13 protein-coding genes are annotated in these 12,663 nt (G+C 69.3%); 5 read left to right on the top strand and 8 right to left on the bottom strand.

The annotated features are described in order from the left end of the window. Nucleotides 1-59 precede the first annotated feature (59 nt). The 5 genes from ABD52_RS14810 (at nucleotide 60) to ABD52_RS14790 (ending at nucleotide 4,093) form a co-directional block, all read left to right on the top strand. Nucleotides 60-905, top strand: coding sequence for a thymidylate kinase (locus ABD52_RS14810; protein ID WP_082171298.1), 846 nt, complete (start codon nucleotides 60-62; stop codon nucleotides 903-905). Next, on the top strand, nucleotides 902-1,612 hold the full coding sequence (locus ABD52_RS14805; RefSeq protein WP_047892200.1) for an HAD family phosphatase: 711 nt from the start codon (nucleotides 902-904) through the stop codon (nucleotides 1,610-1,612). The genes ABD52_RS14810 and ABD52_RS14805 overlap by 4 nt, the downstream gene beginning before the upstream one ends. Nucleotides 1,613-1,709: 97 nt before the next feature. Continuing rightward, nucleotides 1,710-2,675, top strand: a complete 966-nt coding sequence (locus ABD52_RS14800; protein WP_047892181.1) for a phosphoribosylaminoimidazolesuccinocarboxamide synthase — start codon at nucleotides 1,710-1,712, stop codon at nucleotides 2,673-2,675. Nucleotides 2,676-2,762: 87 nt separating this feature from the next. Beyond that, complete coding sequence (locus tag ABD52_RS14795) at nucleotides 2,763-3,467, top strand: PolC-type DNA polymerase III (RefSeq protein WP_047892180.1); 705 nt, start codon at nucleotides 2,763-2,765, stop codon at nucleotides 3,465-3,467. Beyond that, nucleotides 3,461-4,093: a DSBA oxidoreductase gene (locus ABD52_RS14790; RefSeq protein ID WP_047892179.1), complete on the top strand. Its 633-nt coding sequence runs from the start codon at nucleotides 3,461-3,463 to the stop codon at nucleotides 4,091-4,093. Before ABD52_RS14795 ends, ABD52_RS14790 begins: the two co-directional genes overlap by 7 nt. Nucleotides 4,094-4,185: 92 nt before the next feature. On the opposite strand, the gene ABD52_RS14785 is transcribed toward ABD52_RS14790, so the two are convergent. The 8 genes from ABD52_RS14785 to ABD52_RS14750 all read right to left on the bottom strand — a co-directional run. Then, the gene (locus ABD52_RS14785) at nucleotides 4,186-4,737 is read right to left on the bottom strand and encodes an NUDIX hydrolase (protein WP_047892178.1); all 552 of its coding nucleotides are present in this window, start codon (nucleotides 4,735-4,737) and stop codon (nucleotides 4,186-4,188) included. Nucleotides 4,738-5,681: 944 nt separating this feature from the next. Beyond that, entirely contained in the window at nucleotides 5,682-6,986 is a 1,305-nt protein-coding gene (locus tag ABD52_RS14780) for an MFS transporter (RefSeq protein ID WP_082171293.1), read from the bottom strand. Beyond that, the gene (locus tag ABD52_RS14775) at nucleotides 6,983-7,648 is read right to left on the bottom strand and encodes a GNAT family N-acetyltransferase (protein ID WP_235437466.1); all 666 of its coding nucleotides are present in this window, start codon (nucleotides 7,646-7,648) and stop codon (nucleotides 6,983-6,985) included. Before ABD52_RS14775 ends, ABD52_RS14780 begins: the two co-directional genes overlap by 4 nt. Before the next feature lie 231 nt (nucleotides 7,649-7,879). Further along, the gene (locus ABD52_RS14770) at nucleotides 7,880-8,779 is read right to left on the bottom strand and encodes a hypothetical protein (protein ID WP_047892177.1); all 900 of its coding nucleotides are present in this window, start codon (nucleotides 8,777-8,779) and stop codon (nucleotides 7,880-7,882) included. Between the two features lie 13 nt (nucleotides 8,780-8,792). Then, complete coding sequence (locus tag ABD52_RS14765; RefSeq protein WP_047892176.1) at nucleotides 8,793-9,548, bottom strand: class I SAM-dependent methyltransferase; 756 nt, start codon at nucleotides 9,546-9,548, stop codon at nucleotides 8,793-8,795. Between the two features lie 74 nt (nucleotides 9,549-9,622). Continuing rightward, nucleotides 9,623-9,985, bottom strand: coding sequence for a hypothetical protein (locus ABD52_RS14760; RefSeq protein WP_047892175.1), 363 nt, complete (start codon nucleotides 9,983-9,985; stop codon nucleotides 9,623-9,625). A gap of 199 nt (nucleotides 9,986-10,184) precedes the next feature. Continuing rightward, a complete protein-coding gene (locus ABD52_RS14755) occupies nucleotides 10,185-11,696 on the bottom strand; it encodes an ATP-binding cassette domain-containing protein (RefSeq protein WP_047892174.1) in 1,512 nt (503 codons plus the stop codon). Then, on the bottom strand, nucleotides 11,693-12,663 hold a 971-nt coding region (locus tag ABD52_RS14750), incomplete at its 5' end, for a branched-chain amino acid ABC transporter permease (RefSeq protein ID WP_047892197.1). The genes ABD52_RS14750 and ABD52_RS14755, both read right to left, overlap by 4 nt.

The raw sequence follows: 12,663 nt of genomic DNA, 5'->3' as shown, positions 1-12,663 counted from the left end.
AGCACTCCGTACCAGCGCCCCTGCCGAGGACACGCAGTGGGCAGGTAGGGGTGCAGGTGATGCCGGCAGCATCAGAAGGCGGATCCGCCAACCCCAGCCAGCACACCCGCCGGGCACCGGCGAAGCACGCGGGTGATGCCGGCGGCATCAGTTCGGAACGCCACCCCTGCATCCGCGGCCCGCTGATCTCGGTCGACGGCATCACCGGAATCGGCAAGACCTATCTGACCCTTCGCGCTGTCGAAGCCCTCGACAACAAGCCGGTGCTGCTGGAGGAGTTTTCCCGGCGAATTGACGGCGGCCCTGGACTGGGCAAAGCCCTCCTGCGGGCGCTGATCGAGGCCAGTGCGGGAGACCCCTTCCTGCGCGGCGGAGCACCGCTGGCCGAAACCATGCTGTTGCTGGCCATCAAGCGGCACGACCTGGACACCGCGCTTCCCGCCCTGTCCAGTGGACAAACCGTCGTCGAGGGCCGCAGCGTCGACACCACAGCGGTGTGCCAGGCGCTGCAACTGCACCCCCACGACGGCGACACCGCCCTTGAAACGGCCGTCGCCCTACGAGACTTTGCAGCCTCCTACCGGCCCCTGCCCGACCTCACGATCCTCGTCACCGACGAAGCATCCGAGGCCGTGACACGCGCGCAACGGCGCGACAAGTGCATCTTCACCAGCGAACAGGTCACGTTCATGCAGGACGCCTGCACGCTCTACGAGCGGCTCGCCGCCACCGACCCGACACGCTACCGAGTCCTGGACCGCCGCAACGTCGACGAGTACGAAGCGGCTGATCTCATTGAGCGCTGGATCCAGGACGCCGGGACCGGCCTCAGCTGCCTCCGCGAACCATGGCAGAACCGCCAGGCACCCTGCATGTGCTGCGGCTCGGGCACGGCGCAGGCATGAACCAAACCCTCAACCACTCAACCGACCCGAATTCAGCAGACGGTTGCACGCCCACGATCCCCGCCGACATCGAGGCTGTGATCTTCGATTTCGACGGAACTCTCGCCGACACCACAACCAGCCACGAGCAGGCCCTACGAGCGTCACTGCGGCTGCATAGCCTCGACCTGGACCCCACCTGGTACCGCCGGCACGTCGGCCTGTCCATCCACGACCTACTGGCCGCGCTACCGGGCGCCCAACACCTGCCACACGACGAGATCATCCAGCAGAGCCGCACCCACCTGCTCGCAAGCGTGCACGACCTCGCCCCCATTGCATGCGTCGTCGCGCTCCTGCACACCGCACGCCGTGCCGGGCTGCCCTGCGCCATAGCGTCGGGCGCCAGTCGACTCCTCGTCGATCCGGGGATCGACGCCCTGGGCCTCGGGCACGAGTTCACAGCCGTCGTCACGCGAGAAGACGTCGCCCACGGTAAACCGGCCCCTGACCTGTACCTTGCGGCCGCCCGACGTCTCGGCGTCCCACCGCAGCGTTGCCTAGCCGTCGACGACGCCTACGACGGCCTTACCTCCGCCCGAGCGGCCTCCATGCACGTCCTCACAGTGGTCAACCGCCACCTGGCCGCCGCCGGAGACGGGAGGCGGTGCGGCCCTGAAGTCCTACCGGATGGTCCCGGGGTGAACCGCGCCCCGATTCGCCGGTGAGACGGCATTCCGCACCACACACACGCTTGACCGGACACCAAGCCGCACTTCCCAGGATCCGCCAGGCGACACCGTCAGTCAGCCCCAGCAGAGGAGCATGATGCCCGTCCTCCACTCGACCAAGAACCTGGAGATCATCGAAGCCCCCACGGCGACGAGGACGGGCATCGGGATCTTCGAGTACACCGACCACTACACGGTGTTCCACTACGGGCGGATGCCCGACCAAATTCCAGGCAAAGGCGAGGCCACCTGTCGCATGGCCGTCTTCAACTTCACCAGGTTGAAGGAGGCGGGCGTGCCCACCCATTTCCGCCGGTTCATCGCTCCGAACCGGATCGAGTTCGATCTCGCGCGCGTACCGGATCCACACTCCGGGCCGCTCCTCCCAGGCACGGGAAACTACCTCATTCCGGTGCAGGTCCTCTTTCGCAACGAACTGCCCCAAGGCAGCTCGGTGCACCGCCGGGTCGCGGCCGGCGCGCTCACCCCGGCCGAGGCCGGGCTCCGCAGCGCTCCTGTAGTCGGCGAGAAGCTAGAGCAACCAATCCTTGAGTACGCAACGATGTTGGAGGCCGTCAACCGGTTCATCGACCAAGACGAGGCCCAGCGCCTCGCCGGCGTCAACGACAAGCAGTTCCAGACGATGGGCGACCTCACCATCAAGGTCAACGACGTGCTGAGCCGGCACGCCAGCGAGGTCGGGCTGAACCACTGCGACGGCAAGGTCGAGTTCCTGACGGCGAGCGACGGTGCCATCGTGGTCGCCGACAGCCCCGGCACACCCGACGAAAGCCGCCTGATGTTCAACGGCGTGCACTGCGGCAAACAGGTCCTACGAAACTGGTACGTGGCCCACGGGCTCGAAGTGCCGGTAGGCAAGCTAATCGCCGACAGCGTGCCCAGGAGCCAGTGGCCACAGCCGGCGCCACTCCCGCCCGAGTACCTGCCCGTGATGTCAGACCTGTACCGGGCATTGAGCGAGACTTGGACCGGCGAGCGCCTCTGGGGCGCGCCCGACCTGCACGTTGCCACCCAGGCCGTGACCAGCCTCATTCGGTGACAGCTCATCACGACAGCGGACACTCAAGCTGCCCGTAACGATGCCGGGGCAAAGACGCACGGCACCTCGGAGAACGGTGGACTCATCATGGGCGCGCTGACGACGGACCCCGAGTTTCTGGCGACCACGTTCGTGGTCATCGACTTCGAGGCCACAACTCCCACAGGCTACCCGGCCCAACCTGTCGAAGTCGCGGCCCTCGCACTGCGCTACACGGGAGGCGAATGGGCATCCGCCGGCAGGAGCACATCCCTCATCAGGCCACCCGCCTTCGCCCCCGTGACTCCCGCCCTTACCATCCAGACCGGCCTGACCGCCGAGCAGTTGGAGCTGGCACCCAGCCCGGCTGAAGCGCTCGGCGCACTGGACCGGCGATTCACCGCCGGCAAGCGGTACCTACTAGTCGCTCAGCACGCCGCCACGGAAGCCAACCTTATCTACAACCAACGCGAGCACTGCCCCACGCTTGCCCGCACTGATCTCCTGGACACTATCCCCCTGGCCAAACACCTCATTCCGGGCCTGCTGAACTACAAACTCGACACGCTCTTGGCGCACTTCTCCCTCACGCATCCGGCCGACCGCCACCGCGCCTACGCCGACGTCGACATCACCGCACAAGTGTTCACCCGGCTCATCAACGCCGCAGACGTCAACGCCCAACTCAACGGGCTTGCCGACCTGGTGAAGATCGCGGGCCGTACAGCCAAGAGCAACGTTCCCATTCAAAGCGAACTCTTCCCCATCGAACCTGCCGAGCAACCGGGCGTGAAAGGACAGGACTCATGGTGAAAGACGAAGAGCAACCGGTACGAGTCCCCTTCTGGTTCGATCCGCTGTGCCCCTGGGCCTGGATCACCTCACGCTGGCTGCTAGAGGTAGAGCAGGTCCGGCCCGTACGAGCCGAATGGCGCATCATGTCGCTGGCCTACCTGAATCTCATTCAGCGCGACGGCAAGGGACTCAGCGAGGACTACCTGGACCTGATGACCAAGGCATGGGGCCCAGTGCGGGTCTGCGCCGCCGCAGCTGACCACAGCGGCCCGGGCATCCTCGGACCCCTGTACACCGCGATCGGCACCCGCCTTCACAACCAGAAACGCCGCGACGATCCCACCGTGATTCCCGAAGCCCTCAGCGAGGCCGGGTTGCCCATCTCTGTAGCCTCTGCGGCCACCAGCACGGAGTTCGACCAGCTCATCATCGACTCGCACAACGAGGCGTTCGACGAGATCGGCATCGACGTCGGGACACCCGTTCTCCGCATCGCCGGCACCGCTCTGTTCGGCCCCGTCATCACACCTGCGCCCCGCGATGAAGCCGCCGGACGACTCTGGGACGGCCTAGTCCTCGTCGCGGAAACAGACGGCTTCTTCGAACTCAAGCGGAGCCGGAACCGCAAGCCTTCCTTCGAATGAGCAGGTGACGAACTCCCAGGCGAAACCCGACCACAACACGGTAGGCACGACAACCGCTCGGCCTGAAGCATCCCTCTTGGCGGCTTAACCCCTCACGCAGGTACCGTCACCGCTCGCGCAATGCGGTGTCCGACTAGCCGCTCCGCCACCGGAAGCGGATACCAGGCCGCGCCCCGCACCTCCGACTCCTGAATGCACCCCACATCCGCCCGCGTCGTCACGAATGAGTAACCGAAGTCAAGATGGAAGTGCTCCGGCTCGTCCTTCGCCGGCCGCGCCGGAACCCTCCCGTACTCGACGTACACCGGAATCGGAGAGGCGAGGACGAGACTGCCGGAATCAACACCGGTTTCCTCCACCAACTCCCGGACGGCCGCACTGATCAGCGTGGAATCTGTCGGCTCGACATGCCCTCCAGGCTGCAAGGGGATCCCGTAGGCACGGTGATCGACAAGAAGCACGTCCGCGCCGTTACGCACCAAGAGCGCGCCGACAGTCACGTGCATCGAGAAGTTGTATCGTGAGGCGAAACCCGACCCCTCAGCCAGCAGCCTTACCGGCTCGGACAGCGATGCCGCTTCGTCCGGATAGCACTCCAGGTAAGCCGAAAGCGCCGTCGAGATATCCGAATCACTGATCGCCACGGACTGCCTCCGCTCCAGCCCGAAAGCACCGCTTCCCCGGGTCGCCTGCTGTGTTGTGGAATTCGAGACCTGACACCGGCAGCTCCAAAATGCATGGCTCATAAGGGTACTCGCATTCTACTAGTGCACCTGAGCGATGAACGCGTGCCACGCCGGCAGGTAACAGGCAGCAAGGCGACCGCCGCGATCGGTTGATGCCGGCAGCATCACCAGCGGTCGGTACATCCGCCACGGCAGCTCAGCACGAGCCAGCTCGAAGAGTGCTTTCGGGCGGGGCCTTCATCCCCGCCTCTACCGCCCAGCGGCCATTGCGGGCTGCTCAGTTGCCGGCATAGGCCATTCGTCGCCACTTCGGCACGGGCGCATCGCACCGCCACAGCTGATGCCGCCGGCATCACCTGCGAGGGCAACTCAGCGCGATGCCCTCGTACACAGTCGATGACCATCCGGCGTCAGTGGAGGGGCAGCGGGCCTATCGTGCGGGTTGGCCCCGTGATGCGTCCCCGTATGGGTTGGTGATCAGCCGCTCCAGCCGTTCCTGCCCTGTGCCCGTGAGCACCACAGTCAGAGCACGGCGATGGGGCACTTGACGCATGACGCTTTGCGCGAGGAACTGGTTGATGGTGTCTCTCACCGCGCCTGCGGGCACACCCGGCACGGTGTCAGTTAGCTCGCGTACCATCCAGGAACGGCCGGGATGGCGCAGCAGAGCGTCGATGATGCGCCGACGGTTGTCGGTCAGCTGCCGGCCGGACAAGGCATGTCCTCACTCGGCGTGCGATGGCGGGACACGCTGTGTCTGCTCGGCGGCCGGTCCGGGTCCGTGCCCGGTGCCGTCAACCTGGCGAGGCGACGACGGTGGCAGACAACCGTTCTTGGCTCGGGCACCATCGCATGTCCAACTGCGCGAGCGGCTGGGCCTCGCTCGCACCCGCCTGGCCAGCTCAAGGCCGGCCCCGATCGTAAGCCGGAGCCGGTGGGGAACGTAGGGCGGTCCAGGGCAGCAGGACTGCGGTGGTGAGTAGCAGCGCGGCGAGGACCGCGATAGCGGTGCGGATTCCGGCTGCGGCGGCGAGGAGTCCGGCTGCTGCGATGCAGATGGGTTGGACGAGTTTGTTGGTCATGGCCCAGGCGCCGACGACGCGGGACAGGTGGGTGTCGGTGGTGACGTTCATCCGGTAGGTGGCGAACGCCGGGTTGAACACGCCGGCGCACAGCAGCAGCGCGCCGTCGGCGACGATGATCAGGACGAGGCCGCCGGTGGTGTCGGGTGCGAGCAGGATCGGGCTCATCCACAGGCAGCGGGCTGCCCCGGCGATGAGCAGGGTGCGGGTCAGGCCAGCGCGGCGGATGATCGTCGGGGCGAGTAGCGAACCGAGGATCCCGGCGGCGCAGGGTACGCCGAGGGCGAGCCCGTACTGGAGGGGCGTGAAGTGCAGGTCGCGCAGGAGGTAGACGGCGATCAGCGGGGTGGAGGCCGTGATGCAGCCGCCGAAGAGCATCGCGTTGGCGAACAGCATCCGCAGTGGCGGATGGGTGAGGATGTACCTCCAGCCGCCGACGGTCTCGGTCAGCCATCGCCGGTCCTTCGGCGGCTGGGGTGGTGGCGGTTCGCGGTGGCGGATCCGCCGCCAGCCGAAGGCGGAGAGCAGGAAACTGGCGGCGTCTGCCAGGACCGAGGCGAGTGGGCCGGTCCAGGACACCAGCAGCCCACCGACTGGCGGCCCGAGGGTGCTCGCGGTCCAGGTGGTGCTCTCCAACCGGCTGTTCATCGTGGCCCGCTGGTCGATGGCGGTAAGGGTTTTGAGGTAGCTGTTGCTGGCCGCCAGCGACACGATCGTTGCGGCGGTCTGCACGACGGCGACCGCGCACAGGTGGGCGTAGGTGAGCGCACCGGCCGCCGCCGCGGCCGGCACGCTGGCCAGGGCGGCGAAGCGGGCCAGGTCGGCGCTGATCATGGCCGGTCGTTTGGGGCGGAACTCGATCCACGTCGCCAGTGGCAGGGTGACCGCGACACCGGCCAGGCCGGCCAGCGCCGCGAGCAGCGACACCTGCCAGTCGGTGGCATGCAGCACGAGGATCGCGACCAGCGGTAGCGCGCCGGCACCGACGCCGCTGCCGATCGCGCTGATCCCGTACGCCGACCAGTAGCGACGAAGGTCGCGCCGGTTCGCCTCGGGGTGGCCGGCGTCCGGGCCGATGACCGCCGCCCGGGTGTGCGATGGCCTAGGGCCGATGGTGTCGGTCATTGCCGGAACAAGCCGGTAGCGAGCGTCTCGTGTTGATCCATCTGCGTAGACCTCGGCTCTTCGTCGTCGACGCTACGCCTGTGGTTTCTGGCAGCAGAGGTCGGTGGAGTGGGTGCGGCGGTCGTGGTGTCACTGCCGCGTCGCGGGTTACGACTCATGGTGCTAAGGGTCAGGCTCTTGGCCGGGGTGATCGCCTGATCAGGCTGGTAGCCGTTGCAGGCGAGTAGGTGTTGGCCGTCTGGTAGGGCGACCGTCCAGGAGGGCAGCTCGATGCGATCGAGGCGGTTGCGCAGGTGCGCCATCAGTGCGCTGCCCCTGCCGGCGCGTTGGTGTTCGGGGCGTACGGCAAGGTACGCGAGGTGGTAGTGCGCCTCGCTGGGCTGCGCGCCGACGATGAGGTCGTCGAGCGCTGCGAAGCGGTCGGCGTGCGGGCCGGCGGCGGTGGTGAGGCGCGTGGTGTAGCTGGCCGGTGGCGGGAGCGGCCGGTACCGGTGAAAGCAGACCGTGGTGGCAGCGAGGTCGCTGGTGACGTGGACGTCGCCGTAAAACATGGCGTGTTCAACCCAGATGGCGGCGACATCGGTCAGGACGCGGCCGCGCTGCTCCTCGTCGGCGACCAGCCAGGCGGCGATGGGAGTGGGTTGGAGGGCCTCGGCGATCACTGCGGCAACGAGGTCTTTCTCTACCCATCGGGCGGTCCGGATTCGGTGCGTCACGTCGTGCTCCTTGCTGCTTATCGTCTCGCCGGGTTCGGTGGCCGGCGGCAGGGGACGGGGGGTCCGCTGCCGCCGACCACGGAGGACCGGTCGCCGTCCTACCCCCTAGGATCGGGGTGGCGATCTCGTCGGCGGCGTAGAGGGTTGGCGGCCGGTCGGCTTGTCACCGCAGGTGTGTCACGACCGCGGCGGGGTGGTGGGTGACGTAGGGCTGTCGGTGGCAGCACGGCCGCGATCCAGCAGGAGGGTGTAGGAGAACAGACCGGGCCGGCGCCCGCGATCGATCCTCTCCTTCGCGGCGAGCAGTTCGCCGCTTGCCGGGTCGATGACCAACGTCGAGGTTGATCCGTCGGCGACAACCTGGAAGGACAGGCCGGGCCGGCCGGCGAGGTCGGTCGTCGTGCCCCGGTACGTGATGTGGGGGACGGTCGCCAGGACGCGCAGGGTCGTTGCTCGTTGCTGCGGGTCGAGGTGATGGCTGGTGGCCAGTCCGACGAAGCCGCTGGCCAGCATCCTCGGGTAGGCGGGCTCGTCGGCCAGTTGGGGTGGCGCCAGCAGTTTGGTCAGCTCGCCGGGGTCGGCCGGGACGCCCCCGGGAAGGTAGGGATGCAGCTGGCCGACCCGGTACTGGAGCGACTGCTGCGCGGCCCGGCTGAGATCGTGGCGTTCCTCGGGCGTGGGCTCGTGGTCCACGCCACGCAGGTCTGGTGCCCGGCGGATGATCTCTCGGCCGGACCCGTCTGCGTCGTGCCGCCAGCGCCGTACGTCGGTGCGGACGATCGTGTTGGTCGCGCGTGCCCATTGCTGAAGGTGCAAGTAGGTGTAAGGCAGTCCATCGGTGGTGTCGGCGGGTGTGGCGCTGATGGTGCTGGCGAGCAGGTCCAGGCGCTGCTGAGCGGTGAGCCCGGCGGCGGTGGCGGCCGTGGATGGTGTGATGGCCGGCTGCTGTGCGGCGGGCGGGGCGGCGTCCTGTCCTGGGGCGGCAGTGCCGGCGTTCTGGCACGCGGTGAGCAGGACGAGGCTGCCGCCGAGTAGCGCGGCAAGGCGGCGGCGGGCCGGGAGGGTCAGGTGGGTCATGGTTGTCGTGCCTTCAGTCGCGCTCGCGGGCGTGGATGACACGGCGTTCGTAGGAGCCCAGGAGCACGCGGGGGTCGGTCATGAGGTCGGCGAATCGGTTCGCGTCCTCGTGCGTGATGTCCAGGCGTGGACGAAGGTGGCTGACGACATCGGCGAGCAGCCGGCAACCGGGGCCGGCACCGGTCCAGGTTTCGGTGGCGCTGTGGATGCAGTGCTGCACCATGCCCTGGCTCAACAGCAGGGTTTCGGGATCGGCGGTCCACGTCGCGCCGTCCGGGCCGGTGAGGGCGTGGTGGACCTGCTGCATGACGGTGTGGATCAGGGTGCCGGCCTCGTCGTCAGGCGCCCGGTAGATCCGGGGCGGGGTGGGTGTGATGTCGGCGAGGACGAGCCAGCCGCCCGGGCGTAGGCGGGCGATCATCTGCTCGATCACGTCTGCCGGGTCGCGCAGGGTGCCGTGGGGCCAGCGGGCGACGATGTGGTCGTACCTGCCGGTCTGGCCAGGCAGGAGGTCCCGGTTCGGGTCGCGCTGCTGAACGTCGATGACGGCGGTGCCGGTGAGGTGGCTGGTGTCGGCGTCGACGGCGGTGACGGACCCGTAGCGGCCGACGAGCTGGGCCAGACGGGCGGTGATCTCGCCGGTGCCAGCGCCGATCTCCAGCACCCGCTGGTTGGTTCTGATGTCGAGTCGGTCCAGGACCGTGTGGATGCTCGGGTTGAGCAGCTGGTGTATCGGCCCGGAACGGGCCGGCAGCGTAGTTGTTGTCATGGCAATCCTCCGGTTGTCGGCGTGGCGGGTGATGCCGGCGGCATCAGGCGGCGCTGGTGGTGCAGGTCTCCCGGTCATGGCTGGTAGACCGCAGTGGCGGCGGGTACGTGCGGGTGCCAGCGCAGCTCGACGCGGTGTGGTGTGTGGACGAGGGCGTGATCGACCATGCGGAGCAGGTACTGCCGCAGGTCCGCCCGCGTGGACTGGTGCCACCGGTTGTAGGTGATGAGGGGGCGTTCGGTGGCGGTGCGCCGGTCGTGGGCGGCGGCGTGTCCGACGACGAGGGCCTCCAGATGTCCGGCGTCGTAGAGGGTGAAGCAGAAGCAGACGTAGAAGCGCCTGCTCGCGCAGGTGTAGGGCTGAAGGCGCTGCCAGCAGGTGGTGCAGCTGGACAGGTCGGTGAGCAGCCACAGGCTGGTGTCATCGTCGTCGGTCACGGCGTCACCAGCCGCATGGTGGGTGGGGTGGTTGGCGACAGTGTCCGGGTCAGCGTCGCCAACCACCCGCCGCCACCCGCAACGGGGTGTGCGGTGCGGGCGGCGGTGTCCACCGGGCGCGGCCGGACCGTCGCGCCGGGTGGACGTCGGTGAGGCACGGGGGTGGCCTCGCCGGGTCGGTGGTGATCGCGCGTCGCGGTCATGACGGTGTCGGTGTGGTGGTCGGGACCGTGAGCAGGTCATGGAGTTCGGTGGGGTACTCGCGGATGTCGGCTGTGGCGACGTGACGGACGATGCGGGCACGGTCCAGGACGGCGATGTCATGCGCGACCTGGCAGGCCAGGGCGAGGTTCTGCTCGGCGAGCAGGATCGCGGTGCCTTCGGCGGCGAGGCCGGTGATGATCGCCGCGAGCTGCCCGACGACGGCGGGCGCGAGTCCTTCGGACGGCTCATCGAGCAGGAGCGCGTCCGGGGCGGCGATCAACGCGCGGGCCAGGGCGAGCATCTGCTGCTCGCCCCCGGAGAGCTGGTGAGGTCGGTGCTGGCGCCGCTCGGCCAGGCCCGGGAACAGGTCGAGCACCTGGCAGGCATCGACGGTCCTGGAGCGGGTGGGGTGCGGTCGGGGCAGGGCGAGGTGTTCGTCGACGGTGAGTCCGGCGAACAGGCGACGGCCTTGGGGGACCATGCCGATGCCGGCGCGGGCGCGACGGCGGGTGTCGCAGTCGGTCAAGGGCTGTCCGTGCAGGAGGATGCCGGTGCCGGGTTGGGCGGGGTGTAGGCCGGCGATGGTGTTGATCAGGGTGGTCTTGCCGGCGCCGTTGCGGCCGACAACCGCGGCCACCCGGCCGGCCCGCACGTCGAGGGTGATGTCGGTGAGCACCGGCGCCCCGCTGTAGGCGGCGCCTAGGTTGCGCACGCGCAGGACTGGCGTCCCGGCCACGGCCGCCGTGGTGGCAGGGCTGTCGGGTGCGAAGCTGGTGGGGGCATCGGCGCCGAGGTAGACGCGGCGCACGTCGGGGTGTTCGCGGATCTCTGAGGGGGTGCCGGTGGCGATGTGCTGCCCGTGGTGCAGCACGGTGACCATGCCGGCGACGGCGGCGACGAAGTCGAGGTTGTGGTCGACCAGCAGCACTGTCATGTCGTCCGGCAGCGCGCGGATCAGCTCGGCGAGGCGGGTGATCTCCCCGGCGGCGAGACCAGCGGAAGGCTCGTCGAGCAGCAGGAGCCGGGGTTCGGCGGCAAGCGCCACGGCGATCTCTAGGCGGCGCTGGTCGCCGTAGGCGAGCTGGCCGGCGGGCCGCTCGGCCAGCTCGGCCAGACCGACCTGGGCCAGTGCCGCGTGGGCGGCCGCCACGGCATGCGGTTGGGGCCGCAGGGCGGTGAGGCGCTGGCCGGGGACGGCGAGCAGCACGTTCTGCACGGCGGTGAGCGGGCGGGCCAGCGCCGGGTGTTGCCAGGTGCGGGCGATTCCGGCGCGGGCCCGGCGGTGCGCCGGCCAGCCGCTGATGTCGTGTCCGGCGTAGCGGATGCGCCCGGAGGTGGGGCGCCGGGTGCCGGCGACGAGGTGCAGCAAGGTGCTCTTGCCGGCGCCGTTGGGGCCGATGATGGCGTGCCGGGCCCCAGGGGGCAGCTCGACGCTGACCTCGTCGACGGCGCGGCGTGCGCCGTAGGAGCGGCTGACCGCCTCCAGTCGCAGGAGCGTAGAGGTCATGGTCGCCTCCCGGACAGTCGGGTCGTGAGGCCGGCGCGGCGGTGCCGGGGCAGGTATGCCAGCAGCAGGAACGCCAGGCCGAGCAGGGTGGGTCCGTGGCCGCCGAGCAGGCCGCCGATCCAGTCGCGGGCGGCGACGAGGAGGATCGCGCCGGTGCAGGCGCCGGTCATGCTGCCGGATCCGATGAGCGCGGCGGCTAGGGCGAGGGCGGAGACGCCCATCGCCGCGTCGGCGGGCGACACGTACCGGGTGGCCGCGATGGCCAGCGATCCGGCCGCTCCGGCGACGGCACCGGCGAGCACGTAGGCGGCGAGCAGCAGCCGGCCGGTGTGGTGCCCGGCCGCCTGTACCCGGGGTTCGTGGGCGGCGATGCCGCGCAGCAGCAGGGCAAAGCGCGTGCGGACGACAGCGGCGACCGCGACGCCGATGAGCAGGGTGCAGGCCAGCACGTACAGGTACACCCAGCCAGGTCGCACCATGGTGGGCAGGCCGGGCAGCGCCACGACGGGCGGAGCGTGAACCCCTTCGCTGCCGCCCGGAGCCCACTGGTTCGCCGCAGCGTGCACGAGTTCACCCAGACCGAAGGTGACCATCAAGAAGGTGGTGCCCCGGGCGCGCACGGCCAGCAGGCCGGTGACCGCGGCGGCGACCGCCCCGGCGGCGGTAGCCGCGAGGAGTTGAACCGGGCCGAGGCTGGTCAGCGTGGCGATGCTCGCGGCGGTGTACGCGCCGACGACCAGGTAGGCGGCTTGGCCCAGCGGTGCCAGTCCGGCCCAGCCGGACAGGAGTTGAGCGCTCATCGCGAGCACGGCCACGACCAGGGCGGTGGTGGCGAGTGAGACGAGGTAGGCGTTGACCAGCCACGGCAGCGCCATCGCCGCCACCAGGCCCGCGACCCCGGCTGCGGGCAGACTCCAGGACGGCAGGCGACCCGGGCGGCGGGAGCGGGTGCCAGTGGAGGCGGGGG

The sequence above is a fragment of the Micromonospora sp. RV43 genome, from assembly GCF_001029515.1.
Lineage (GTDB): Bacteria > Actinomycetota > Actinomycetes > Mycobacteriales > Micromonosporaceae > Micromonospora > Micromonospora aurantiaca.
This window is presented reverse-complemented; position numbering and strand designations above follow the sequence as displayed.